This is a genomic window from Rhodovulum euryhalinum, from assembly GCF_004342445.1.
GTDB classification, from domain to species: Bacteria; Pseudomonadota; Alphaproteobacteria; order Rhodobacterales; family Rhodobacteraceae; genus Rhodovulum; species Rhodovulum euryhalinum.
Map to the genome: position 1 here is coordinate 1 of NZ_SLWW01000011.1, position 26,646 is coordinate 26,646.

Annotated in this window: 19 protein-coding genes; 9 read left to right on the forward strand and 10 right to left on the reverse strand. The window is 68.0% G+C overall.

The genetic code is table 11. The features are described from left to right. Positions 1-48: 48 nt before the first annotated feature. A complete protein-coding gene (locus EV655_RS13385; RefSeq protein WP_165905354.1) occupies positions 49-204 on the reverse strand; it encodes a DUF2478 domain-containing protein in 156 nt (51 codons plus the stop codon). Between the two features lie 252 nt (positions 205-456). On the opposite strand from EV655_RS13385, the gene EV655_RS13390 reads away from it, so the two are divergent. From EV655_RS13390 to EV655_RS13400, 3 genes are all read left to right on the forward strand, one after another. Beyond that, the gene (locus tag EV655_RS13390) at positions 457-6,486 is read left to right on the forward strand and encodes a metallophosphoesterase (protein WP_132545684.1); all 6,030 of its coding nucleotides are present in this window, start codon (positions 457-459) and stop codon (positions 6,484-6,486) included. A 61-nt stretch (positions 6,487-6,547) separates the two neighbouring features. Then, the gene (locus tag EV655_RS13395) at positions 6,548-6,964 is read left to right on the forward strand and encodes a hypothetical protein (RefSeq protein WP_132545686.1); all 417 of its coding nucleotides are present in this window, start codon (positions 6,548-6,550) and stop codon (positions 6,962-6,964) included. Positions 6,965-7,045: 81 nt separating this feature from the next. After that, the gene (locus EV655_RS13400) at positions 7,046-7,756 is read left to right on the forward strand and encodes a transketolase-like TK C-terminal-containing protein (RefSeq protein WP_243645081.1); all 711 of its coding nucleotides are present in this window, start codon (positions 7,046-7,048) and stop codon (positions 7,754-7,756) included. Between the two features lie 98 nt (positions 7,757-7,854). On the opposite strand, the gene EV655_RS13405 is transcribed toward EV655_RS13400, so the two are convergent. Next, positions 7,855-8,838, reverse strand: a complete 984-nt coding sequence (locus EV655_RS13405; protein ID WP_132545688.1) for a GlxA family transcriptional regulator — start codon at positions 8,836-8,838, stop codon at positions 7,855-7,857. Between the two features lie 123 nt (positions 8,839-8,961). Between EV655_RS13405 and EV655_RS13410 the strand changes: the two genes are divergently transcribed. The 4 genes from EV655_RS13410 to EV655_RS13425 are packed head-to-tail and all read left to right on the forward strand — an operon-like array spanning position 8,962 to position 14,046. Further along, on the forward strand, positions 8,962-10,215 hold the full coding sequence (locus tag EV655_RS13410; RefSeq protein WP_132545689.1) for a sarcosine oxidase subunit beta family protein: 1,254 nt from the start codon (positions 8,962-8,964) through the stop codon (positions 10,213-10,215). Positions 10,216-10,223: 8 nt separating this feature from the next. Then, positions 10,224-10,526, forward strand: a complete 303-nt coding sequence (locus EV655_RS13415) for a sarcosine oxidase subunit delta (RefSeq protein WP_132545691.1) — start codon at positions 10,224-10,226, stop codon at positions 10,524-10,526. Further along, on the forward strand, positions 10,523-13,534 hold the full coding sequence (locus tag EV655_RS13420) for a sarcosine oxidase subunit alpha family protein (RefSeq protein ID WP_132545693.1): 3,012 nt from the start codon (positions 10,523-10,525) through the stop codon (positions 13,532-13,534). The genes EV655_RS13415 and EV655_RS13420 overlap by 4 nt, the downstream gene beginning before the upstream one ends. Continuing rightward, the gene (locus tag EV655_RS13425; RefSeq protein WP_132545695.1) at positions 13,531-14,046 is read left to right on the forward strand and encodes a sarcosine oxidase subunit gamma; all 516 of its coding nucleotides are present in this window, start codon (positions 13,531-13,533) and stop codon (positions 14,044-14,046) included. Before EV655_RS13420 ends, EV655_RS13425 begins: the two co-directional genes overlap by 4 nt. 174 nt (positions 14,047-14,220) lie before the next feature. On the opposite strand, the gene EV655_RS13430 is transcribed toward EV655_RS13425, so the two are convergent. The 8 genes from EV655_RS13430 to urtA all read right to left on the reverse strand — a co-directional run bounded on the left by EV655_RS13430 (position 14,221) and on the right by urtA (position 21,931). Then, positions 14,221-15,258 (reverse strand): Hint domain-containing protein, encoded by a 1,038-nt coding sequence (locus EV655_RS13430; RefSeq protein WP_132545697.1) that lies wholly within the window; start codon positions 15,256-15,258, stop codon positions 14,221-14,223. A gap of 107 nt (positions 15,259-15,365) precedes the next feature. Beyond that, positions 15,366-15,695: an FmdB family zinc ribbon protein gene (locus EV655_RS13435; protein ID WP_132545699.1), complete on the reverse strand. Its 330-nt coding sequence runs from the start codon at positions 15,693-15,695 to the stop codon at positions 15,366-15,368. Between the two features lie 53 nt (positions 15,696-15,748). Next, positions 15,749-16,978: a formamidase gene (gene fmdA, locus EV655_RS13440; protein ID WP_132545701.1), complete on the reverse strand. Its 1,230-nt coding sequence runs from the start codon at positions 16,976-16,978 to the stop codon at positions 15,749-15,751. 33 nt (positions 16,979-17,011) lie between these two features. Next, positions 17,012-17,701, reverse strand: coding sequence for an urea ABC transporter ATP-binding subunit UrtE (gene urtE / locus EV655_RS13445; protein WP_132545703.1), 690 nt, complete (start codon positions 17,699-17,701; stop codon positions 17,012-17,014). Between the two features lie 12 nt (positions 17,702-17,713). After that, positions 17,714-18,463 (reverse strand): urea ABC transporter ATP-binding protein UrtD, encoded by a 750-nt coding sequence (gene urtD / locus EV655_RS13450; RefSeq protein WP_132545705.1) that lies wholly within the window; start codon positions 18,461-18,463, stop codon positions 17,714-17,716. An 8-nt stretch (positions 18,464-18,471) separates the two neighbouring features. Then, positions 18,472-19,632 carry an urea ABC transporter permease subunit UrtC gene (gene urtC / locus EV655_RS13455; protein ID WP_132545707.1) on the reverse strand — a complete coding sequence of 387 codons (1,161 nt, stop codon included), beginning with the start codon at positions 19,630-19,632 and terminating at the stop codon, positions 18,472-18,474. A gap of 13 nt (positions 19,633-19,645) precedes the next feature. Beyond that, complete coding sequence (gene urtB, locus EV655_RS13460) at positions 19,646-20,572, reverse strand: urea ABC transporter permease subunit UrtB (RefSeq protein ID WP_132545709.1); 927 nt, start codon at positions 20,570-20,572, stop codon at positions 19,646-19,648. 93 nt (positions 20,573-20,665) lie between these two features. Next, the gene (urtA, locus tag EV655_RS13465; protein ID WP_132545711.1) at positions 20,666-21,931 is read right to left on the reverse strand and encodes an urea ABC transporter substrate-binding protein; all 1,266 of its coding nucleotides are present in this window, start codon (positions 21,929-21,931) and stop codon (positions 20,666-20,668) included. A 275-nt stretch (positions 21,932-22,206) separates the two neighbouring features. On the opposite strand from urtA, the gene EV655_RS13470 reads away from it, so the two are divergent. Both EV655_RS13470 and EV655_RS13475 read left to right on the forward strand, forming a co-directional pair. After that, on the forward strand, positions 22,207-25,581 hold the full coding sequence (locus tag EV655_RS13470) for a hybrid sensor histidine kinase/response regulator (protein WP_132545713.1): 3,375 nt from the start codon (positions 22,207-22,209) through the stop codon (positions 25,579-25,581). Next, a complete protein-coding gene (locus EV655_RS13475; RefSeq protein ID WP_132545715.1) occupies positions 25,571-26,491 on the forward strand; it encodes a response regulator transcription factor in 921 nt (306 codons plus the stop codon). Before EV655_RS13470 ends, EV655_RS13475 begins: the two co-directional genes overlap by 11 nt. The last annotated feature ends 155 nt before the right edge of the window (positions 26,492-26,646 follow it).

The following is a 26,646-nucleotide window of genomic DNA, read 5'->3' on the forward strand; positions in this document are numbered from 1 at the left end:
TCGAGCCATGTGATCCTGGCCCTGCCCTGAGCCCCGGCGGGGGCCTGATCAGGCGCGGACCGGCATCGCCCGGCGGCACCAGTCGAGCACGGCCTGCGGCTCGGGCGCCAGCCAGTCGGCGCAGCCGACGGTGAAGTCCCCCCACGAGGCGATGCAATCGCGGCGGACCGCGGCAAGGACGGGGATCGGGAACGCGAGCAGCATGGCGCATCGCCCGCAGGCCGCCGGGTCGCGCGCACCCCACGTGCCCCGGGGCTGCGCCGGCATCGCGGCGCAGAACTTCGCCGGGAGTTATCGCCACGTGCACATCATCAAGGCCCGGCACCGATGACAGGCGGCCCGGCCAATGCTGTCACAGGAACGATACCGGACCGCCCCATCAATAGCGCGAGCCACCCCGAGTCGGGGCACGGACGGGATCAGGTCCAGAACGGACCGATGGGAACGGGGGTTACCATGACGCGCGATCTGGGAGACGTCTTTCTGGGCAAGGCCAGCGCCTTCGGCGTGCCGGCCATCGGCGGCATCGACACGGATGTGCTGGCGCTGCCGGCCTTCGGCGTTGACCGTGCGCTGACGCTGAAGGTCGGGGCGGCCACGGACTGGGCCATCGGCTTTGACCTCTATGTTCCGCAGCCCGCCGGCAGTTATGTCTCACTGCTTCAGACCGGCACCGGCGACGGCGAGCTGTTCCTGCGCGACAACGGTGACGGGACCGCGGGGCTCGGCATCTCGAGCGTTTACGAGGGCGCGGTGCCCTTCGACACCTGGGTGCGCCTCGTGGCCACCTTCACCGTCGAGGGCGGCGAGACGATCCTGCGCAAATTCGTGAACGGCGCGCTGGTGGGCGAACAGAACCTCGGCGCGACCGACCGCTGGGCGGTGCCCGAGGTCGGGCTGCGGCTGTTCACCGACAACGACGGCGAGACCGCGCCGGTCTTTGTCTCGTCGATCTTCTTCACCGACGAGGTGCCCAGCGCACCCGAGGTTGCCGCGATCCTTGGCGCCTATGCCAGCCCCGACGCCGCGGGCTTCTTCCCGGTGCAACCCTCGGAGGGGGCGGTGCAGGTCGACTTTGCCAACGAGGACGTGGTGCCGACCTATGGCACAGCCGAGGTGATCCTCGATGGCGCGGGCTTCCGCACGCCGGTGGTCTTTGGCGACAGCACCGTGGCCCTTGCCTCACAAATCGGGATCGAGGGGCCGGGCGGGGCCGATATCCCGGTGCTGGCCTTCCCCGCCTATGCCCGCGACGAGGGACTGCGGCTCGACCTGCCCGCGGGGCTGGGCACGGTGACGAGCTACACCATGGTCTGGGACGTGCGCGTGGGCGCGATGGAGTCGGGCTGGTTCGCCTTCCTTCAGACCGACGTCACGCAATCGGGCGATGGCGAATTCTTTGCCCGCGCCTCGGACCGCGCGATCGGCATCGGTGGCGATTATGACGGTGCTCTGCCCCAGGACGCCTGGGCGCGGGTGGCGATCACCGTCGCCGACCAGGGCGACGGCACCGCGCTCCTGTCGAAATACATCGACGGCACGCTGATCGATACGCAATCCGTGAACTCGGACCGCTTCGCGCTGAACAGCGACACCGGCTTCCTGATCCTGACCGAGAACGACGGCGAGACTGCCAAGGGCTATCTGTCCCATTTCGGCGTCAGCGCAGCGGTGCTGGATGCGGGTGCGGTCGCGGCGCTGGGCTCGGCCGATGCCGCGGGGCCGTTCGCCGATGATGGCCTGTCGGCGCAGATCGGCTTTACTGGCTATGTGCCCACGGTCGAATTCGGCTTCGCCGGGGTCTCGCTGACCGACACCCTGCCGGCCGAGGAGGCGGGGATCGCCAACCCGATCAAGGACATGCTGGTGGCCGAGGGCGCGGCCGCGATGACGTTCGACCTGGCCCAGGTGTTCGGCGCGGGCGCCACGGCCTTTGCCGTCACCACGTCGCACGGCGAGGTGGCCGCCGCCCGGATCGACGGCACAACGCTGAGCGTCGACTTCGGCGCGCTGGGTTTTTCCGATCTGGTGATCTCGGCCACAGCCGCCGACGGCACCGCGCTGGCCGACAACGTGCGCGTCCGCGTTGCCGGCGAGGGCGCCTATACCATCGCGATCCTGCCCGACACGCAGGATTACACATCAAACGGGTCGATCACGCCCACCTTCGCGCACATGACCCAGTGGCTGGCCGACAACGCGGACGGCAAGAACATCGGCTTCGTCACCCATGTGGGCGACATCACGCAGACCGCCACCACCGGCCAGTTCGATATCGCGCTGGCGGCGATGGACGTCCTGCGTGACGCGGGCATCCCGTTCTCGGTTCTGCCGGGCAACCACGACATTGGCACCGGCGGGTCGTCGGACGTTCGCGAGACCGACGAATACAACGCCGCCTTCTCGACCGTCTACATGTCCGGCGATCCGACCTTCGGCGGCGTCTATGACCAGGAACCCGGCCGCTACGACAACAATTATCACCTGTGGACCGCGCCCGACGGGACCGGGTGGATCATCCTCAACCTCGAATTCGGGCCGCGCGACGACGTGATGCGCTGGGCCGATGACGTGCTGACCCAGCACGGCGACCGCAAGGCGATGGTCCTGACCCATTCGATGATGAACTGGGACGGCCGCCACGACGCGCTGGGCGCCCCGCTGCAGGACGAGGGCGCGGGCTACGACTACGGCCTTGGCAACGACCCCCGGGGCGCCTGGGATGCCGAGACGCTGTGGCGCGAGGTGCTGTCGCGCCATCCCAACGTGGTCTTCACTGCGGGCGGCCACATCTTCGGCGACGGTGCGCAGACGCAGGTGTCCTACAACGATTTCGGCAACGCGGTGTACCAGTTCCTGGTCAACTACCAGAACGGCGTCGCGAACGAGACCAACGGCGCGGGCGATCCCGCCGCGGGCGGCAATGGCGGCAACGGCGCGATCCGTCTGGTGACCGTCGACCCGGCCAACAACGCCTTCTACACCGAGACCTATTTCACCGAGTTCGATGAATACTTCTCGGGTTCGCGCGGCTCGGACGAGCTGATCCGCGACGGCCTGCAAGGCCCCTATGCCGGGCACGAGGAAACCTATACCGGCGTCGATCTGGGCGCCCGCGAGGCCGAGGCCATCGCGGATGCGGGCGACGACATCGTGACCGCGGACCCGGTGACGCTGGACGCCGCGCGCACGTCAAATCCCCGGGGCGAGGAGTTGACCTATACCTGGACCGACGCCGCGGGCACCGTGATCGCCACGGGCGCGACCGCGACGGTTGCCCCGCCGCCGGGCGTCAACGATCTGGTGCTGACCGTGACCGCGCCCGATGGCGTGACCAGCCGCGACGACCTGCGGGTGATCGTCACCGACGCGAACACCCATCTGGCCGAGACCTTCGACGATGGCGATGCCGCGGGCTGGGTGCCCCCGGCCGCCGCGCTGGAAGGCGTGACCTCGGTCGGCACCGACCTGGGCTTCGCCCTGCCCTCGGCGGCGGGGCTGACGCAGGGCACCTATACGCTGGCCTTCGACAGCCACTGGCGCCCCGAGGACAGCCAGACCGCGCAGGTCCTCGTCTCGATCGACGGGGCGGCCCCGGCCGAACTGCTGCGGCTGGACAGCGATACCACCACCGATGACGGCTCGAACCAGAACGAGCATGTGGAGCTGTCCTTCCTGGTCCCCGACGCCGCCGCCTCGGTCGAGGTGTTCTTCCGGATGAGCGAGGCCGGGAACGACTGGTTCTGGGCGATCGACAACGTCACCCTGACCGGGCCGGACGGTAGCCTGCTGATCGACGAGGATTTCGAGGGCCTGACCCTCACCCCGGCGGTGAACGAATCCATCGCGGTGCCGGGCTGGACCCATGACGCCCCGGCGGGCTGGACCGTCGACACCCCCGCCAGCGTGCCGCAGGGCGCCGACGAATGGCGCGGCTGGTCCTTCACCACGCCCGAGTTCTGGACCTCGGCCGACGGGCAGGACCGGGCGAACTTCACGCTGGGCACCGGCATCATCGCGGTGGCTGATCCCGACGAATGGGACGATTTCAACGGCGGCTCGGAAACCGGCGCCGACTACGAGACGACCCTTGCCGCCCCCCGGATCGACCTGGACGGGGCAGGGGTCACCGGCACCGGCGTGCTGCGTGTCCCGGCGCTGGCCGACACCCGCGGGCTGAAGGTCACGCCCACGGTTTCGGGCCCTGTGACCGACTATACCCTGGTCTTCGATCTTTACGTCGAGGACGGGCAGGGCACCTGGGCCGCGCTTTTCCAGACCGACACCGGCAACACGTCGGATGCCGAGTTGTTCCTGCGTAACGCGGGCGACGGGACCGGCGCCATCGGCACGATGGGCGACTACGACGGTGCCGTGACCTATGGTGGCTGGACCCGGCTGGCCTTCACCTTCTCGGTCGAGGGCGGTGCGCAGGTGCTGCGCAAATATGTCGACGGCACGCTGGTCGGCACCCAGACGGTGGATGCGGACATCTCCGATGGATCGCGGTGGACCATCGACGGTGACCGGGGCTTCCTGCTGTTCTCGGACGAGGATGGTGAGACCGCCGAGGTCCATGCCGCCGCCTTCGCCTTCGCGGGCCGGGCGCTGGATGCCGCCGAGATCGCCGCGCTAGGCGGTGTGGACGGCGACGGCCCGTTCGACGCGGCGCCGGACGCGGCCGCGGTGCAGTTCGGCTTCGACGGCACGCTGGCGGGAACCGACTTCGGCACCGCGGGGCTGGAAGAGGTCACCTTCGGCACCGAGACCGGCACTCCGTTCTTCGTCAAGGGCTCGGCGCTGTCGCGCCCCGGCAGCGATGGCCTGGCCGCGCCCCAAGGGGCGCTGTTCGACCAGTCGAACGGGGCCGACAACCTGCTGCTGTGGCAGGACGGCGCCTGGGGCGATCTGGTGATGGACGTCACGCTGAAGTCGCTGGACAACGACACGATGGGCGTGGTCTTCCGCTATGCCGACGCGCAGAACCACTATCTTCTGACGCTCGACAGCCAGACCAACCTGCGCCAGCTGATCAAGGTTCAGGGCGGGGTCCAGACCGTGCTGGCCTCGGAAACCGGCGGCTACCGCTTCTACGACGAGGTCGACCTGCGTCTGCGCGCCGAGGGCGGCGAGATCGCCGTGGGCCTTGACGGCGTGCTGCTGTTCGGTGGCGCCGTGACCGATGCCGCGCCGCTGGGTGCGGGCACGGTCGGGCTCTATTCCTCGGGCCAGGACGGCACGATCTTCGACGATATCGTGGTGCGTGTGCCCGCGGCCGAGGCGGTGGTCGGCCCGCGGATCATGGTCGTCGATTTCGACGGCGACGGGCGCGAGATCGTGACACTGGACGCGGCCCTGTCGGTCGGGGCCACCGGCTGGAACGGCGGCGACGAGACCCGCGTCGAGATCGAGGCCGTGGCGGGCCGCACCCGCCACACGCTGACCGCGGGCGAGGATACGGCGGTGCAGGTCGTCGACGTGATGACCGGCGACCGCCTGATCGCCGCCGACCGGTTCGAGGACGGCGATGCCGCGGGCTGGCGGATCGTCGACACCACCGAGACCGGCGGCCCGGCCGACTGGCAGGTGATCGACGGTGCGCTGACCGAACTTTCGGGCGCCGCGTCGCGCGAACTGACCTGGGCCGGGGCGTCGAACCCCGATGTCTGGGCCACCGGCTGGTCGCCCCATGGCGACGGCGTCTTCGCACTGCACAAGGGCACATACGCGCTCTGGGAGGGCGACACCGCGCTGACCGACTATGCGATCGAGGCGCAGATCGCGGTGCCGGGCGCGGGCGGCGTCGGCTTCATGCTGAACTGGCAGGATGCGGAAACTTACTATAAGTTCGAGATCGACGCGCGGGTGGGCCTGACCACGCTGGTCAAGGTGGTCGAAGGCTATGAGAGCCATATCGGCCGGGTCCTGACCACCTATACGCCGGGCGACAGCTTCCACCTGCGGGCCGAGACGGTGGACGGCTTCATGCAGGTCTGGCTCGATGGCCAAGAGCTGTTCGCCTACGCGATCGAGGACCGCGACCTCGATGGCGGCGCCGCGGGGCTCTATGCCTGGGGCGCTGCGGGGGCGCGCTTCGACGATGTGGCAATCGTCGATCTGACCGGGCCGCTCCTGAACGAGGTCACCGGCACCGCGGGCGGCGACCTGCTGTCGGGCACCGCCGCGGACGATCTGATCCTGTCGATGGGCGGCACCTACGACCGTCTCGCGGGCGGCGCCGGGGCTGACGTGTTCTGGTTCGCCGACGAGCTGGCGAATGGCCGGCGCGAGCGCGACCTGATCACCGATTTCGAGGTTGGCGTCGACTCGATCCTGCTCGGCTCGGACGCGGTGACGGTGCGCGAGACCGCGTCCTCGCTGATCCTGCAGGTCGGGCCGGACGGCGACCTGATCTACGTGATCGGCGCGGGCCTGACTGAACAGGATCTGGGCCTCGTCTTCGGCACGCCGGACATGCTTGCCTGACCACGGGGTGCAATCAGGCGGCTCGAAACGGTCGGGCTGTCCCAGGTCTGGGGAAAGAACCATGACCAACCTTCTGAAAACCGCCGCGCTGGTCGCGGCACTGGCGGCGCCGGGTGCCGGTCACGGGGCTTCGCTGGGCGTCGTCACCGCGGGCGAGACGAGCCTTGGCGCGGGTAGCTTCGACTATGTTCCCGACTTCGACGACCTGTCGAGCGTCGACACCGCCTTTGCGTCGGGTCCGCTGGCCCCGGCGGCGGCCTTCATCGCGATCACGATCGGCGCCCCGGCGGCGGTGTTCGACTTCGGTAGCGGCACCGCGCCCGAGGTTCTCGACATGGGCTTCACCGACGATCGCATGGAATTCCTGCTCGGCGCCTTCACCGGTTTTGCCAATGGCGCGCCGGTGACGCTTCCGGCGGGCGCGGTGCCGCTGCTGACGGGTCTGGGCGACATCACCGCCCTGCGTCGGCGCCGCTGAGCCGCGCGCGCGCCCCCCGCCCGATATCGAAAACCGCGGGTCCGGCTCGGCGCCGGACCCGTTCATCTTGCAGCCGCACTCTTGCGGACACGAGTCTCGCCCTTCGCGGATTACGAGCGCCCGGCGATGCGGATGGCCGCGCTGATGGGCCTGCCCGCGCTCTTCGTCTTCAGCCATGACGGCATCGGGGTGGGCTCGAACGGCCCGACGCATCAGCCGGTCGAGATCCTCGCCAGTTTCCGCGCGATGCCGAACATTCGGGTGTTCCGCCCCGCCGACGCGGTCGAGACCGCCGAGGCCTGGGCCATCGCGCTGGAAGCCCGCGACGGGCCGAGCCTGCTGGCTCTGTCGAAACAGCCCGCCGAACAGGTCCGCCGCGAAACCGGCGAGAACCTGACCAGGCGCGGCGCCCATGTCCTGTCCGAGCCGGACGGTGCCCGGGACCTTGCGCTGATCGCCACGGGCACCGAAGTCGGTCTTGCGATACGCGCAGAGCGCGCACTCGCCGATCAGGGTCTGCGCGCGGCGGTCGTCTCGATGCCCTGCCGGGAGCTTTTCGCGGCAGAGGCCGAGGCGTATTGCGCCAGCGTGCTGGGCGACGCGTCGCGCATCGCCATCGAGGCCGCGCTGTCCTTCGGCTGGGAGAGATGGCTGCGTCCGGGCGATCGCTTCATCGGCATGCAGGGCTTCGGTGCCTCCGCCCGGGCCGAGGTGCTTTACGCGCATTTCGGCCTGACGGTCGCCAGCATCGTGGCGCAGGCGCGTGACGCCCTCGGAAACTCGCGTTCCTGAACCGGCAGTGGCGGTCGATGAAACCTGCGCCGAAATCGAGGCTGAGGTGTTCGATGGAGTGCCCGGCCATGTCACGGCAGGTCGGCGGGGGGACGGCGTCACTCATCGGGGATGACCGTCGTCCGCCAGGCCTCGGGCGTCTGGCCGAATTCTTCCCGGAACGCGCGGATCAGGTGGCTGGCATCGCAAAAGCCTGTCTCGGCGGCGATGTCGCTGATTGTCCGGTTGGTGCGTTGCAACAGGTGTCGGGCCTGGGCCAGTCGCACCTTGCGCCCGACCGCGCGCGGAGACAGGCCCAGAGCGTCCTGGAAATGCCGTTCCAGCTTGCGCCGGCTCACCTGCAGCCGCTCGGCCAGGCGTGCCACCGTCAGCGGTGCCTGCATCGTCTGCTGCATCAACAGCAGCGCGCGCTTCACCACCGGGTCGGCGGTCGTCAGGTCCAGCGGCAGGCCCGGCTGTGGCCGGTCGGCCTCCATCGCCTCGTCGATGATCATGATCGCCAGGCTCTTGCGCGCGGCGGCCGCGCCGATGTGCCGATCCACCAGGAACGCGGCCAGATGCGCCGACGAGACCCCGCCCGAACAGGACAGCCGGTTGCGGTCGACCACGAAGATACGGTCCGAGATCGGGTTCAGTCCCGCGAACTCGGTCAGGAAGTCGTCGTGGTGGAACCAGCTCACGCAGGCGCGGTAGCCGGTCATCAGCCCGGCCCGGTGCAGGATGAAGGTGCCGGTGCACACGCCGACCAGCGGCACCCCCGCTGCGGCGGCGCGTCGCAGAAACCGCACGCTGTCCGGGTGCAGCTTCTCGATCTCGTCGATCAGCCCGCCCACCACCACGATGTAGTCGAACCGGCCGGGGTCGCCGGGCCGCTCGTCGGGCGCGATCCGCACCCCGCACGAGGATCCGACCGGTTCCATCGTCGGCGACAGCACGCGCCAGCGGCACAGGATCGGCCTCGACCGGTCGCCCTCGTCGGCCGCCAGCCGCAGCACGTCGACGAAATTGGCAAACGCACACAGCGTGAAGCGCGGTGCGAGCAGAAAACCGATGCGCAGGCGGGGGGTCTCGGAACGGGGCATGGGGTGGGCCTCCGGCGGTCTGGCGATTGGCGCAATCCTACCACGTACCTGACGCACTGATACAGGCGCGCCACAGAATTCCGCGCGATACTGTTTCCGACCGCAGCCCGCCCGAGTGCCCCGATGACGCATTTCTCTGCCCGCTCGCTTCTGAAAAATGCCCTCTCCGGGCACAAGGACTGGCCCGCGCAATGGCCCGAATCCCAGCCAAAGGCGGAATACGACGTGGTGATCGTGGGCGCGGGCGGGCATGGCCTTGGCGCGGCCTATTACCTGGCCAGCCAGCACGGCATCACCAATGTCGCGGTGATCGACAAGGGCTGGCTCGGCGGCGGCAACACGGGGCGCAACACGACGATCATCCGGTCGAACTACCTCTACGACGAAAGCGCGCGGCTCTACGACCACGCGCTCGACCTGTGGGACAATCTCAGCCAGGAGCTGAACTACAACGTCATGTATTCCCGGCGCGGAGTGATGATGCTGGCCCACAGCGTCCATGACGAGCAGAGTTTTCAGCGGCACATCCACTCCAACCGGCTGAACGGGGTGGACAATTGCTGGCTGACGCCGGCCGAGGCCAAGGCATTCTGCCCGCCGCTCGACATCACCGCCCGCCGCCGCTTTCCGGTGGTGGGGGCCGCGCTTCAGCGGCGCGCAGGGACCGCGCGGCACGATGCGGTCGCCTGGGGCTATGCCCGCGGCGCCGCGGCGCGCGGCGTCGACATCATCCAGAACTGCCCGGTGACGGCGATCCGCCGCGGCCCCGACGGCGCGGTGACCGGGGTGGAGACGGCGAAGGGCTTCATCCGCGCGAAGAAGGTCGCCGTCTCGGCGGCGGGCAGCACCTCGGTCGTGCTGCAATCGGCGGGCCTGCGGATGCCGCTGGAAAGCTATCCGCTTCAGGCGCTGGTCAGCGAACCGGTCAAGCCCTGCTTCCCCTGCGTGGTGATGTCGAACACGGTGCATGCCTACATCAGCCAGTCCGACAAGGGCGAACTGGTGATCGGCTCGGGCACCGACCAATACGTGAGCTATTCCCAGCGGGGTGGCCTGCCCCTGATCGAACACACGGTCGCGGCGATCTGCGAGGTGTTCCCGATGTTCCGCCGGATGCGGATGCTGCGCAAATGGGGCGGCATCGTCGACGTGACGCCGGACCGCTCGCCCATCCTCGGCAAGCTCCCCGTCAAGGGGCTCTACGTCAACTGCGGCTGGGGCACCGGCGGCTTCAAGGCGACGCCCGGCGCGGGGCACCTGCTGGCCTGGACCGTGGCGAAGGACGAGCCCCACCCGATCAACGCGCCCTTCACGCTGGAGCGCTTCACCACCGGCCGGCTGATCGACGAGGCGGCCGCCGCCGCTGTCGCACACTGAGGTCAAAGATGCTGCTGATACACTGCCCCTATTGCGACGAAACGCTGCCCGAGGCCGAATTCGCCTATGCCGGCGAGGCGCATATCGCGCGGCCCGCAGACCCAATGGCGCTGTCGGACGAGGAGTGGCGCGACTTCCTCTTCATCCGCTCGAACCCGCGCGGCACGCATTACGAACGCTGGCGCCACGTCCACGGCTGCGGCCGCTTCTTCAACGCGGTGCGCGACACCGTGTCCGACAGGTTCGTCACGACCTACCGGGCGGGCGAACCGCGCCCCGACCTTTCCGCATCGACGGGGGCCGCCCGATGACCGCCTTCCGCATCCCCGGCAAGGGCCGCATCGACCACGCGCGCCCCGTGCGCTTCACCTTCGACGGCCGCGTGGTCGAGGGGCGGGCGGGCGACACCGTGGCCTCGGCGCTCTTGGCCAACGGCATCCACCTGATGGGCCGCAGCTTCAAGTACCACCGCCCCCGCGGCGCGGTCACCGCCGGGTCCGAGGAACCGAACGCGCTGATCCGCACCGCGCGCGGGCGCGGCCGGGCCGAGCCCAACACCCGCGCCACGATGCAGGAAATCCACGAAAGCCTCGCCGCCGAAAGCCAGAACCGCTGGCCCGCGCTGGCCTTCGACGTGGGCGCCATCAACGACGGCCTCTACATGCTGTTTTCGGCCGGGTTCTACTACAAGACCTTCATGTGGCCCCGCAGCTTCTGGGACAGGGTCTATGAGCCGCTGATCCGCCGCGCCGCGGGGCTGGGCCGCGCGCCCACCGACCCCGACCCCGACCTCTACGCCAGCCGCAACCTGCATTGCGACGTGCTGGTGGTGGGTGGCGGTCCCGCCGGTCTGGCTGCCGCGCTGGCCGCGGCGCGCACGGGCGCCGAGGTGGTGCTGGTGGACGAACAGGCCGAGATCGGCGGCACGCTGCTGTCCGAGCCGCACCTCGTGATCGACGGCCAGCCCGCGTGGGACTGGCTTGCCGCCGCGCTGGCCGAACTCGGGGCGATGCCCAACGTGCGGCTGATGCCGCGGACCACGGCCATCGGCTATTACCACCAGAACATGGTCGGCCTCTGCCAGCGGCTGACCGACCACCTGGCCGATCCCCCCGCCGATGCCCCGCGCGAGCGGCTCTGGCGGGTCCGCGCCGGGCAGGTGGTGCTGGCCCAGGGCGCCATCGAGAAACCGCTGGTCTTCGACGGCAACGACCGGCCCGGCGTGATGCTTTCGGGCGCGGCCCAGACGTTCCTGCATCGCTTCGGCGTCCGCGTCGGGCGGCGCGCCGTGGTCGTCACCACCCACGACAGCGCCTGGCACACCGCCTTCGACCTGGCCGCGGCCGGGGTGCGCATCGCCGCCATCGTCGATCTGCGCCCCGGCGTCGATGGGGCGCTGACCGCACGCGCCGCCGCGCTGGGCATCGAGGGTCTGACCGGCCACACCGTCACCGACACGCGCGGGCGGCTGCGCGTCTCGGGCGTGCGGGTCAACCCCGTGGCGGACGGCCGCGTGGGGCCGGGCCGGATCGTCCCCTGCGACGCGCTTCTGATGTGCGGCGGCTGGACGCCCTCGCTGCATCTCTTCTCGCACACCCGCGGCACGCTCGCCTGGGACGAGGCCAGCGGCGCCTTCCTGCCCGACCGCAAGACCGAGGCTTGCCAGATCGCGGGCGCGGGGCGCGGGCTCTGGGGCGTTGCCGCGGCGCTGGAGGACGGCGCCAAGGCCGGGGCCGAGGCCGCCGCGGCCATCGGGCGCGCAACCGCCCCGGGCACCTTCGCCGTTCAGGGCGACCGCCCCGGCACAGGCCTCGTGGTCAGGGAACTGCCCACAGACGCCGACCCCGGCCGCGCCAAGGCCTTCGTCGATTTCCAGAACGACGTCACCGCCAAGGACATCCGGCTTGCCGTGCGCGAGGGGATGCGCTCGATCGAGCATGTCAAGCGGTACACCACCACCGGCATGGCGACCGACCAGGGCAAGCTCTCCAACATCAACGGGCTGATGATCGCCGCCGACGCGCTCGACCGCCCCGCGCCCGAGGTGGGCCTGACCACCTTCCGGCCCCCCTACACGCCGACCAGTTTCGGCGCGCTGGCGGGTTATCGCCGCGACGGCCATTTCGAGGTCACGCGCAAGACCCCCATCGACCCCTGGGCCGAGGCGCAGGGCGCCGTATTCGAACCCGTCGCGCTGTGGCGCCGCGCGCGCTACTTCCCCCGTCCGGGCGAGGACATGGACGCCGCCGTCGCCCGCGAATGCCGGGCGGTGCGGACGGGCGTCGGGATGTTCGACGCCTCGACGCTCGGCAAGATCGAGGTCGTGGGCCCCGACGCCGTGACCTTCCTGGAACGGATGTACACCAACCCCTGGGCCAAGCTGGGCGTGGGCCGCTGCCGCTATGGCCTGCTGCTGGGCGAGGACGGCTTCATCCGCGACGACGGGGTGATCGGGCGGCTGGCGCCCGACCGCTTCCACGTCACCACGACGACGGGCGGCGCGGCGCGGGTGCTGAGCGTGATGGAGGATTACCTCCAGACCGAATGGCCCGATCTCGACGTCTGGCTCACCTCCACCTCCGAGCAATGGGCCGTGGTCGCCGTGCAGGGGCCGAAGGCGCGCGCGCTGCTGGCCCCCTTCGTCCAGGGGCTCGATCTGTCCGAGGCCGCCTTCCCGCACATGTCGGTCGCGGAATGCACAGTCGCGGGCTTCCCCGCGCGGCTCTTCCGGGTGTCGTTCACGGGCGAGCTGGGCTTCGAGGTCAACGTCCCCGCCCGCCACGGCCGCGCGCTCTGGGAAACGCTGTGGCAGGCCGGGCAGGCGCACGGCATCGCCGCCTACGGCACCGAGGCGATGCACCTTCTGCGTGCGGAGAAGGGCTTCATCATCGTCGGCCAGGACACCGACGGCACGGTGACGCCGCAGGATGCGGGGCTCTCCTGGGCCATCGGCAAGGCCAAGCCCGACTTCGTGGGCAAGCGGTCGCTGGTGCGCCCCGACATCGTGGCGCCGGGCCGCAAGCAACTGGTGGGCCTGCTGACCGAGGACCCTGACGTCGTGCTGGAGGAAGGCGCCCAGATCGTCGCCGACCCGCGCCAGCCGGTGCCGATGAGGATGATCGGCCACGTCACATCGTCCTACCGCTCCGGGGCGCTGGGCCGGTCCATCGCGCTGGCCCTTGTCGAGGGTGGCCACGGCCGGATGGGCGAGACGCTCCATGTCCCGATGCCCGGCAAGACGCACGCCGTCCGGGTGACGGGCGTCACCTTCTACGACCCCGAGGGCGCGCGACTGAAAGGCGAGGAGGTCCCCGCATGACCGTGCATCTTCCCCCCCTTGCCGAAGCGGGCGTCACCCTCACGGAACTGCCCCCCGCTGCCCGCTTCTCGCTGCGCCTGCGCCCCGCGAACCGCAAGGCCGCTGCGAAAGGCCTTGGCGTCGCGCTGCCGGAAAGGGTGGGGGGGATTGCCGAGGGCAAGGGGCGCCGCGCGCTCTGTCTAGGCCCCGACGAATGGCAGATCGACGCCGCCCCGGGCGACACGCCCGATCTGCCCGCCGATCTGCCGCACGCGCTGGTCGAGATCACCGACCGCGAGATCACCTTCCGCATCGAGGGGCCGCGCGCGATGGAGTTGCTGTCCATCGGCATCGCCCGCGACCTGCGGAGACTGGTGCCCGGTACCGGCTGCCGCACCGCCTTTGATGGCATCTCGGCGGTGCTGGTGCGCGAGGGTGAGGTTGCGTTCACACTGGCTGTCTGGCGCAGCTTTGCGCCCCATGTCCGGGGGGTGCTTGAAGTCGGGCTGAGGGAACTTGCCTCTGGCCTCTGACGCGGCGCCACCCCGAAAGCGGGCGGCCTGTTGCGCGTGCAGGGTTGTGGCGTTGACCCTGCCGGGTATCTTGCGCGAACGGCGCCAAGCTGCTGGCGCGGGGTTCGGCGGCCCCGGAGATGGAGCGGTTGCGCATTGCGCTGCGCCGCGTGTGCGGGCGCGCAGGTCGGGTTCTCATGGTCCGCAGACCGCGACGGACTCATACGCCGATGTCCGCATGTCCTGGACGCCGGGGCACAGCGGGCCGAGCCCCATCTGTCGGCGCCAGGCGTTCGGGCCAAGTACCGGGCGAGCCATGTCGAACGGTCCCGACGCCAGCCGCGGACAAAGCGTCTGGAGATCCGCGCGGGTGGCGGGCGCCAGGTTTTTCCACGCCTCGGCGCCGGGATTGAAGCTTTCGGCACGCCTCCCCTCGGCGAACAGGATTTCGTGGCGATCCATCAGAAGATGGTAATAGGCGACTGTCCCGCCGGACTGGATCGTGACGCCGGGCCGCCCGACAAGGGCCTTGGCCGCCACCAGGATCTCCTGCCCCTTGCAGGTCTCGACCATGCGGTGCTGTTGCGACACCATGAGCCGCTTGCCGCCTTGCTCGTCCGGGGCGAACACCACCGGGGCGGCCGGGCCCTGCGCGATCACGCGTCGCCCGACGATCCAGCGCAGGGGCTGAAGCCCGTGATCGGCGGTTGCCAGACGGCAGCCGGGGCGCAGGTTTTCGACCGTCTGCCCACCGGTCTCGGTCAGGATGCGCGTGCCCTCGGCGAAGCAGACGTAAAGACCCGAATAGGCGGCCGCGGGGGAGTTGCCGGAGATCAGGATTACCTCGTAACTCACGCCGGGAACCAGCGGCCCGTCCGAGGCGACGCCCTCGATATGGTTGCCGATCTTCACGCCGTAGACGGTGATCCGTTCGCCAGGATCGGTCGACCCGGCGGGGCGGACGACATAGGCATATTCGGGCTTGATCGCCGTGTTCGCCGCGAAGGACGTGCCGTTGAAGACGGTTGCGCCCGTCAGCACCTGGCTCGAGGTATCGCTGTTGTTGAAGAACGCCTCGTTGTCGGTCACCTCGACCGGCACCGCCGATGCCCCCGGGGCGATGGTGAAGGACGAGTTGCCGACAGCACCCCCGTTGGCATCCTGCGTGTCCGAAAATACGTCGGGGCCGAAGGACGTGATGTCGGCCCTCTGCCAAAGATAGAGCGTCGCCATCTGTGACCCGTCCCGCTTCCCTGCCGGTCGCGTGGCTTGACCGATATGCTCAAGTATCTCGCGAATACGGTTTCTTCGGGGTTAATCCCGGGCAGGCAGGTGGGGGCCTAGTGCGAGATCATCCAGGGCCGCTTGCCCGGAAAGCTTTTCGACCCGTCGGGCCGGTGCAGAGTGCCGGATTTCTTCTTCGCCCCGCCCGAACAGCAGCCGCAGCCCGGCCCGTGGCCTGATCGTTTCGGTTCGTGGCTTGCGCGTTCGTTGGTCTCGTGCGCCTTGCGCACCGAGGCGCCGACGATGGCCAGCCTGGGTGGCGTGAACAGCGCGCGCCGGGCGGCGGCGCCGCAGGCGGGGCAGGGGGCGGGCTTGTCGTAATCGGCCATGGCGGCGAACCCGGTGAAGGGGCCGCATTCCTCGCAGAAATAGTCGTAGTGGGGCATGGGTCTCTCCCGTGGGAAGGGGACCGCGGCACATGCCGCGGCCCCGGTCTGTCTCAGAGATCGGGCGCGAGCGGCACGTCGACGGACCCGTCGAGGTATTTCGTCGGCCCCGCGCTGCCCGGCATGACGTCGAACTCGAAGATGTCGGTCGGCAGCCAGAGCGTGGCGCAGGCGTTGGGGATGTCCACCACCCCCGAGATGTGCCCCTGCACCGGCGCGGTGCCGAGGATCGCGTAGGCCTGCGCGCCGGTATAGCCGAACTTCTTGAGGTATTCGATGGCGTTGAGGCAGGCCTGGCGATAGGCGATGTGGACGTCCAGGTAATGCTGCTTGCCCTGCTCGTCGACCGAGATCCCCTCGAAGATCAGGTAGTCGTCGTATTTCGGCGCGATGGGGGACGGCTTGAAGATCGGGTTCTTGATCCCGTATTTCGCGCAGCCGTCCTTGATGAGGTCCACCTTGAGGTGCAGCCAGCCGGCCATCTCGATCGCGCCGCAGAAGGTGATCTCGCCGTCGCCCTGGCTGAAATGCAGATCCCCCATCGAAAGCCCCGCGCCGTCGACATAGACGGGGAAGTAGATCTTGCAGCCGCGGCTGAGGTCCTTGATGTCGCAGTTCCCGCCATGTTCACGCGGCGGCACGGTCCGCGCCCCTTCGGCCGCGGCCTTGTCGCGGGCCTCGCCCGTCATCTTGCCCATGTGGGCCGACTGGGTGTTGGGCAGCGCGGCCAAGGGCGGCACGCGGTTCGGATCGGTGTCGAACAGCGCCTTTTCGCGGCTGTTCCACATGTCCAGCATCTTGCGGTCGGGCAGACAGCCGATCAGGCCCGGATGGATCAGGCCCGCATACTTCACCCCCGGCACGTGGCGCGACGAGGTGAACATGCCGTGGAAGTCCCAGATCGACTTCTGCGCCTCGGGGAAGTGGTCGGTCAGAAAGCCGCCGCCGTTCTTCCTGGAGAAGAAGCCGTTGAATCCCCAGAGCATTTCCTCCTTGGCGCCGATGTCCAGGATCTCCACCACCAGCAGGTCGCCGGGCTTGGCGCCCTTCACGCCGATGGGGCCGGACAGGTAGTGCACCTGTTCCAGCTCAACGTCGCGCACGTCGGCGGCGTCGTCGTTGTTGGCGATCTGGCCGCCGGTCCAGTCATAGGTCTCGATCCTGAAATCGTCGCCGGGCTCGACCCAGACGGCGATCGGGATGTCCGGGTGCCAGCGGTTATGCACGCATTCGTTCGTATGCGGGCTGTCGCTGAGGTTCACCGAGATCAGGGTGTCTGCCATGGCGTGTTCCTCTCTTGCTGCCAGGGTTAAGGGTCAAACGGACAGGAATTTCGAAACCTTGGCCTCGTCGATCCCGTCGCGCGGGCTGTCATGGACGAAGCGGCCGTTCTCGATCACCATCACACGGTCGGCCACGTCGAGCGCGAAGCTCAGCACCTGTTCCGACACGACGATCGACAGCCCGCGCTGGTCGCGGATGCGGCGCAGCGTGCGGGCCATCTCCCGGATGATCGAAGGCTGGATGCCCTCGGTGGGTTCATCCAGCAGCAGCACCTTGGGGTCGGACGCCAGTGCGCGGGCGATGGCCAGTTGCTGCTGCTGGCCGCCGGACAGGTTGCCGCCGCGGCGGCCCTTCATCTCCAGCAGCACCGGGAAAAGCTCGTAGATGTCGCCAGGCACCTCCTTCTTGCCGGTGACTGTCAGGCCGGTCTCGACGTTTTCCTGCACCGTCATGGCCGAAAAGATCATCCGGCCCTGGGGCACGTAGGCCACCCCGTTGGCGACCCGCTGGTGCGGTTTCAGCCCGCCGATCGCGGCCTCGCCCACGCGGACGGTCCCGGCGGTTGCGGGCACGATCCCCATCAGGGTCTTCATCAGCGTGGTCTTGCCCATGCCGTTGCGGCCCATGATCGCCACGATCTCGCCCGGCGCGACGTTCAGGTGCAGGCCGTGCAGGATTTCCGATTGCCCGTAGGCGGCGTGCAGGTCGGTGACGTTCAGCATCTCGCGCCCTCCTCAATGGCCCAGGTAGACTTCGATGACCTTGGGATCGTTCTTCACCCGCTCCATCGAGCCCTCGGACAATGTCTGGCCCTGGTGCAGGACGGTGACGCGGGTGGCGATGTCCTCGACGAAGCCCATGTCGTGCTCGATCACGATCACCGAGCGGTGGTCGATGATCCGGTTCAGAAGTTCGGCGGTCTTCTTGCGCTCGGCCACCGACATGCCGGCCACGGGCTCGTCCAGCATCAGAAGCTCGGGGTCCTGGATCAGCAGCATGCCGATTTCCAGCCACTGTTTCTGGCCATGGCTGAGAAAGGCCGCCTTTTCGTCCAGCAGATCGGCCAGGAAGATCGTCTCGGCGATCTCGGCGATCCGGGTCTTCACCTCTGCATCGCGGCGGAAGAACAGCGAGCCGAAGACGCTGTGCCCGCGCGGATAGCTGAGTTCGAGGTTCTCGAACACGCTGAGATCCTCGTAGACGGACGGGGTCTGGAACTTGCGACCGACGCCCGCCAGAACGATCTGGTCCTCGCGCATGGTCAGCAGCTCCTTGCCCTTGAACCTGACCGAGCCCGAGGTGGCGCGGGTGCGCCCGCAGATCAGGTCGAGAACGGTGGTCTTGCCCGCGCCGTTCGGCCCGATCATCACCCGGCACTCGTTCGGTTCGACCTCGAAGCTGAGGCCGTTGACCGCCTTGAACCCGTCGAAGGACACGGTGAGGTCCTCGACCATGAGCACGAAATTGGGATTGACGTTGGTCATGGCTCACCTCACTCGGCTGCGGCCTTGCGGACCTCGGAAAGGCCAGCGACGGGGGCGGGGGATGCGGGTGCGCCGTTGCCGCCCCCGGTGCGCTTTCTCAGGCGCGGCATGATCTGTTCGGACCAGAGCCCGGCAAGCCCGTTCGGGAAGGCCATGACGACGGCGATGAACAGCGCGCCGAGACCGAACAGCCAGAGTTCCGGAAAGCTCTCGGAAAAGGTGGTCTTGGCCCAGTTGACCAGAAGCGTGCCGTAGACCGCGCCGATGATCGACAGCCGTCCACCGACCGCGGCGAAGATCACCATCTCGATCGACGGAACGATGCCGACCAGCGTGGGCGACATGAAACCCACCTGAAGGGTGAACATCGCCCCCCCGATCCCGGCAAAGGCTGCGCCCAGGCAGAAGACGAAGACCTTGAAGCTGGCCACGTCATAGCCCGAGAAGCGCACCCGGTCCTCCTGATCGCGCATCGCGATCAGCAGCCGGCCCAGTTTCGAGCGGCGGACGTATTGCGCCACGAACAGGCAGGCGAACAGCAGCGCGCCGTTGACGAAGTAAAGGATTTCCTTGGCCTCGTCGGACCGGATGTCCCAGCCCTTGAGGGTCCGGAGGTCTGTGATGCCGTTCAGCCCGCCGGTGAACCCCTGCTGGCCGATGATCAGGATCGTCAGGATCGCGGCAAGGGCCTGGGTGATGATCGCGAAATAGACGCCCCCCACGCGCCTGCGGAACATCGCCACCCCGATGATGAAGGCGACGGCCACGGGAACGATCACCACGGCGATCATCGTGAAGGCAAGCGAGTGGAACGGCTCCCACCACCAGGGCAGCGCGGTCAGCTGGTTCCAGTCCATGAAATCGGGGATTCCCGGCGTCGACTGGATCGCGGTCGCCTCGGGCGTCGAGGCCTCGAGCTTGAGGAACATGGCCATGCCATAGCCCCCGAGCCCGAAGAAGACGCCCTGTCCGAGGCTGAGGATGCCCCCCGCCCCCCAGCACAGCACCAGGCCCACGGCGACGAAGGCATAGGTCAGGTACTTGCCGAAGAGGTTCAGACGGAAGGTGTCCAGCGCCAGCGGCAGCACCAGGAAGATCACCACGGCGAGGATGGCAAAGCCGATCATCTCTTCGCGGGTCAGGAAGCGGCTCTTGCGGTCGATCAGCATCGGTCGGACCTCCCTACTTGCGAAGTTTCAGGGTGAAGAGCCCCTGCGGGCGCAGCATCAGGATGCCCACCACGGCCAACAGCGTCAGAACCTTGGCCATGGACCCCGAGAGGAAGAATTCGAGGATCGACTGGGCCTGGCTGATCGAGAAGGCCGAGGCGACCAGACCCAGCAGGCTGCCCGCGCCGCCGAACACCACAACAAGGAAGGTATCGACGATGTATTGCTGGCCCGCCGTCGGCCCGGTCGAGCCGATCATCGTGAAGGCCGATCCGGCGACGCCGGCGATCCCGCAGCCAAGACCGAATGTCAGACGGTCGATTTTCTCGGAGTCGATGCCCACGCCTTCGGCCATCGTGCGGTTCTGCACCACCGCCCGCATGCTGCGGCCCCAGGTGGACCGGAACATCAGGGCGCCGACGGCAGCGAAGATGATCACCGTCAGGCCCATCACGAACAGGCCGTTGATCGGCACCTCGATCATGTCGGTCAGATAGACCGAGCCCATCATCCAGTCCGGGATGGTCACGCCCACTTCGCGGGCGCCAAAGATCGAGCGGTAGGCTTGCTGAAGGATCAGGCTGAGGCCCCATGTCGCCAGCAACGTGTCGAGGGGACGCTTGTAGAGATGGCGGATAAGCGCCCATTCCACGAACATGCCCAACGCGCCCGACGCGATGAACGCCAGGATCATCGCGACGAAGAAGTAGATGCTGAACAGGCCGGGCATCACGTCCTGAAAGACATGGGACGTGATGTAGGTGACGTAGGCGCCGAGGATCAGGAACTCGCCATGCGCCATGTTGATGACGCCCATCTGGCCGAAGATGATGGCCAGACCAAGCGCCATCAGCACGAAAATGGAAAAAAGGATGAGGCCAGCGAAACCCTGCATCGCGAAGATCGCGGTCAGTTCGCCCATGGAATAGTCGGCAAACATGGGGAGGGTCCTCCTTCAACGGGGACTGATGGACGTGGGATGGACCGATCCGGCCCGGTCGCCGCAAAGACGGCCGGGCCGCGCGGGTGCCGCTTACTGGTAGCCGTCCGGGAACGGATCGGGCTCGACCAGGTCGGCGGTCTCGAACACCACGTCGAACTGCCCGTCATCGCGCGCGCGGCCGACACGGGTCGTCGACCAGAGGTGATGGTTCTCGTGAATGCGCACCATGCCGGCCGGGGTGTCGAGTTCCAGGCCGGGCGATGCGGCGCGCACCTTGTCGATGTCGAAGGATCCGGCCTTTTCGACCGCAAGTTTCCACAGCCAGGGGCCGATATAGGCGTTGTGCGTCACCTCGCCGACCACAGATTCCGGGCCCCACATCGCCTTGAAGTCGCTTACGAATTTCTGGTTTATCGGGTTGTCGAGCGTCTGGAAGTACTTGGCGCTGAAGAACATGCCGTTGGCGTTCTCGCCCCCGACCCCGAGGATCTCGTCCTCGGAGGTCGAGATCGACAGGACGATCGGCTTTTCCTCGGTCATCTCGATCCCGGCTGCCTTGAGCTGCTTGAAGAACGCCACGTTCGAGCCGCCCACGATGATCGCGTAGATGACGTCGGGCTTCTTGAGCTTGATCTTGTTGATGACCGAATTGAACTGCGTGTGGCCGAGCGGATAGTACTCTTCGCCCACGACCTTCTTGCCGAGGAAATTCTCGATGTGCTTGCGCGCGATCTTGTGCGAGGTGCGCGGCCAGATGTAGTCCGAGCCGATCAGGTAGAACGTCTCGGCGCCCTTGTCGCGCGACACCCAGTCAAGCCCCGCGATGATCTGCTGCGTCGCCTCCTGCCCCGTGTAGATCACGTTGGGCGACTGTTCGAGGCCCTCGTACTGCGTCGGGTAGTAGAGCATCCCGTTGTACTGCTCGAAGACCGGCAGCACGGCCTTGCGGCTGGCCGAGGTCCAGCATCCCATGACCGAGGCCACCTTGTCGTTGACCAGCAGCTTGCGCGCCTTTTCGGCGAAGGTCGGCCAGTCCGAGGCGCCGTCTTCCTGGATGAACTGGATCTTGCGGCCAAGCACGCCGCCCTGGGCGTTGATCTGCTCGATCGCCAGCTTCTCGGCCTGAACCGACCCGGTTTCCGAGATCGCCATGGTGCCGGTCACCGAATGAAGGATTCCGACTGTCACGGTATCGTCGGTGACGGCAAGCCCGGTAGTGTTCACCGCGGCGGTCGGGAAATCCTGGGCGCGCAGCCCCTTGGGCGTGAACAGCGACGCGGTCAGCGCGGCGCCGCCAGCCAGCACGGCCCGACGGCTCGGGCCGGCCGGTTGCCTGGGTTTGGTGAAATCGGTCATCTCGCCTCCTTGTCTGGTCAGGTCCGCTTTCGGGAGAACGGCGAGGGGTCGTCCCTCGTCCATGACAGGAAGGCTCGCAGAAAAGGTGGCGCAGCCTTATACGTCAAATGACGTATGCGATTGCGCGTTTTTCCTCCTATCATCCTGAGGTGGGTGGCGACCGGCGACGAGTGCAACCGGTTGCGAAATCACCGGCTATACAATGGCTTGGGCCAATGCCGGGCATGGCGCGCAGCGCGGCATGCACGGGCGGTCCACGAATGGGTGTTGGGTGCATGCAGGTTCCGTTCAGCGCGACCGGCGGCCGCCGAAGCTACAACCGATGGGTCGCCAACGAGACGATGGAGGATTTCGCGCTGCGCTTCACCGCGCGGCGCGCCCGGCGCTGGAGTCATGCCCGCGTGGCCAATACCGCGCTGGGCTCGATCTCGTTTCTCGCGCTCGAGGCGATCGGCGGCGCGATCACCCTGACCTACGGTTTCGACGCCGCCATCATCGCGATCATGCTGGTGGGCGCCCTGCTGTTCCTGACGGGCCTGCCGATCAGCTATTACGCTGCGCGCTACGGGGTCGATATCGACCTGCTGACCCGGGGGGCGGGGTTCGGCTATATCGGCTCGACCGTGACCTCGCTGATCTATGCCAGCTTCACCTTCATCTTCTTCGCGCTTGAGGCGGCGATCCTTGCCTTCGTGCTGGAGCTGTGTTTCGGAATCCCGGTCACGGTCGGCTACGTGCTGTCGGCCTTTGTCGTGATCCCGCTGGTGGCAAACGGGTTCTCCAAGATCTCGGCGTTCCAGATGTGGACGCAGCCGGCCTGGGTGGTGCTGCACCTGATGCCCTTCGTCCTGCTGGCCTGGGCGGGCACGGATCTTTCGGTCTGGACCGGCCACGCGGGCCTGCATGGCAAGGAGGGCGCCACCATCCTGATGATCGGCGCGGCCTCGGGCGTGGTACTGTCCCTGATCGCGCAGATCGGCGAACAGGTCGATTTCCTGCGCTTCCTGCCGGAACCGAAGACTGCCGCCGATCGCAGGCGCTGGTGGGCGACGCTGTTGGCCGCGGGGCCGGGCTGGTCGGTTCTGGGGGTGGCCAAGATGCTGGCGGGCTCGTTCCTGGTCACGTTTGCCCTTGGCGCAGGCATGTCCCCGAAGGACGCGAACGATCCGACGCGGATGTATCATGCCGCGTTCGAACATGTCGTCGCCTCGCCGGGCCTTGCGCTTGCGCTGACGGGTGGCTTCGTGATCCTGAGCCAGCTCAAGATCAACATGACCAATGCCTATGCGGGCTCGCTGGCCTGGTCGAATTTCTTCTCGCGGCTGACCCACAGCCACCCGGGCCGCGTTGTCTGGCTGGTGTTCAACGTGGCCATCGCACTGATGCTGATGGAGCTTGGCGTCTTCGGGGCGCTGGAACGGATTCTCGGCCTCTATTCTCACGTTGCGCTGGCCTGGATCGGCGCGCTGACCGCCGATCTGGTGATCAACAAGCCGCTCGGCCTCAGCCCGAAGGGAATCGAGTTTCGCCGGGCGCATCTCTTCGACGTGAACCCGGTCGGGATCGGGGCGATGATCGTCGCGGTGATCCTTTCCCTTCTGGCGTACATGAACCTTCTGGGCGAGATGGCGCAGGCACTGTCGGCCTTCATGGCGCTTGCCACGGCCTTTGCGCTGGCGCCGCTGATCGCCTGGGCCACCGGGGGGCGTTTCTACATTGCGCGCCCCGCGCCAGAGGGCGCCGCCGCCCATGCCGCCGGTGCCTGTGCCACCGAGGCCTGCAGCATCTGCGAATACCGCTTCGACCCCGAGGACATGACGCATTGCCCGTTCTATGCAGGGCCCATCTGTTCGCTCTGCTGCACGCTCGACAGTTCCTGCCGCGACAGTTGCAAGCCGCATGCGCGGCTCGACTCGATGGTCGTCGGTGCCCTGTATGCGGCATTGCCGGACCCCGTGGCGCGTGCCCTGATGACGCGCCTCTCGCTGTTCCTGATCGGCACGGCGGTTCCTGTCGCGTTCTGCGGCGGGTTGCTGCTGCTGATCCGGGCCCATTCCGTAAGCGCTGATCTGGACGCGATCCTGACGGTCATCTTTTGCACCGCGCTGGTGGTGATCGGGGTCATCGCCTGGACCCAGATCCTGGCCCTGGAAAGCCGGCAGAAGGCGCGCGACGAGGCCGATCTTCAGACCCAGAGGCTGGTCCGGGAGATCCGCGCGCACGAGCGGACCGACGCCGAACTGCAGCAAGCCAAGGAAAAGGCCGAGGCCGCGAACCTCGCCAAGACGCATTACATGACCGAAATCAGCCACGAGTTGCGCACGCCGCTGAATTCGATCTACGGTTTCGCGCAACTGCTCGAGATCGACCCCGGCATCCCCGCGGGACGGCGCGATGCGGTCCGCGCGATCCGGCGGGGGTCCGAGCATCTGGCAGGGCTGATCGAGCACCTGCTTGACATCTCGAAGATCGAGGCCGGGCGGCTGGAGATCTATCGCGACCGGGTCAACCTGCCGATCCTGCTGCGCCATGTCACCGAGATCTTCGAGGGCCCCGCGCGCGAAAAGGGGCTCGATTTCGGCATCCGCACCAGCGGCAACTTGCCGGAATGGGTCGATTTCGACGAGAAAAGGTTGCGCCAGATCATCATCAACCTGTTGTCGAACGCGATCAGCTATACCGAGCGCGGCTCGGTTTCGCTGCATGTCCACTACCGCAACGAGGTGGCGCTGATCGAGGTCAGCGACACCGGGATCGGCATCCCGCCGGACCAGATCGAGCGCATATGGAAACCCTTCGAACGGCTTGTGCCCAGAGGTGGATCGGGCTCGGGGCTGGGGCTGACGATCACCCGGCTGCTGGTGGACATGCTGGGCGGCGAGATCACCGTCGAAAGCGTCCCCGGCGAGGGATCGACCTTCCGGGTGCGGCTGATGCTGCCCTCGGTCATACCCGAGGCCGACCAGCCCCGCGCCGCGTCATCCGACCCCGAACGGCTCAAGGCGCAGGGATATCTGGGGCCCCGCAAGACGATCATGGCGGTGGACGACGATCTCGATCACCTGCGGCTGCTGGACAACGTGCTAAGGCCGATGGGGTTCCTGGTGCAGGCCGTGCCCGATGCCGAGACCGCGCTCGATGTCCTTGACGACTGCGTGCCCGATCTTTTCGTGCTCGATATCGACATGCCGGGAATGGGGGGCTGGCAACTGGCGCAATGGCTGCGCACCCGGGCCGAGCACCGGGCGACGCCAATCGTGATGGTCACCGGCCACGCGCTGGAAGCGCGGGCACCGGCCGACCGCAAGGGACTTTACGATGCCTTCGTGGTCAAGCCGTACTCGCTGCGGGATGTGCTGGTGCGGTTCGCGGACCTGATGAAGATCGAACTCGTGTTCGAGGATCCCTTCGCCGCAGAGACCGCCCCGGCCGCCGGGCGGCGGGCGCCGGCCGCCCCGGAGGCGCTGATCCGGCTCAAGAGCCTCGCGGCTATCGGCCATGCCGCCGGTCTCCAGCGCGAGCTTGACACGCTGGAGGCTGCGGCCGCGCTGGACGAGGACGCACTGGCGCGGCTGCGCGGTCGGCTGGCCGAGTTCGATATGGCCGGGCTCCAGCGCCTCCTTGAGGAGATGACACGCGATGCTGCCTGAGACCCCCTCGCCCGTGCTGCCCGCGCGGTCGATCGCGCTGGTGATCGACGACGCGCCCGAGACGCTGGGGCTTATCTCGTCGGCGCTGGAAGAGAACGGCATGACCGTGCTTGTCGCCCGATCCGGCATCGAGGGGATCGAACTTGCCCGCCGGGTGCGGCCCGACGTGATCTTGCTGGACGCGCTGATGCCGGGAATGGACGGGTTCGAGACCTGCCGCATCCTGAAAGGCGGGCCAAGCCCGGAACCGGCACCGGTGATCTTCATGACCGGACTGACCGAATCCGAGCACATCCTGAAGGGGCTCGGGGCGGGCGGTGTCGATTACATCACCAAGCCCGTGGTGGTGGATGAACTGATCGCGCGGATCATCACCCATGTCCTGAATGCCCGCGCCATCGCCTCGGCGCGCTCGGCGCTGGAACATGCCGGGCAAAGCGTGCTGGCCTTCGCGCGGGACGGGCGGCTTGCCTGGGGATCGCCGGGTGCGCTGGGGTTGCTCGAGACCGAGGCCGGGCGGGCGCTTGTGCCGCGGGGGCGTGCCGCGGCGGGGCTTGCGGCCTGGCTTGCGGGACTTGTCGAACAACCGATCTCGGCCGCGCGGCCCTACGAGGCCGAGGGCTACATCCTGAAATACCTGGGCCAGGGGCCGGGCGAGACGATGGTGCGCATCCGCCGCCAGCAGGAGGGCGGCTGCGAGGCGCGGCTTGCCGGGTCCTTCGGGCTGACCGACCGCGAGGCCGAAGTGCTGTTCTGGCTGACCCGCGGCAAGACCAATCGCGATATCGCCGAGATCCTCGAACTCAGTGCGCGGACGGTGAACAAGCACCTTGAACAGGTGTTCCACAAGATGGGGGTAGACAACCGCACCTCGGCCGCGGTGATCGCCGACCGGATGCTGAACCACTGAACCGGCCCCGGCCATCGGGCCGTTCGGGCGCAAGCTGCACCCGGATCGTTGCCCTCCGGCTGGCGGCGGTTGCGACCCGTGTCAGGCCCTGCCATGGACGCGATGCGACATGCCGGGTCCCGACGGCCCCTGCGGGCCAGGGGGGCGACATGTTT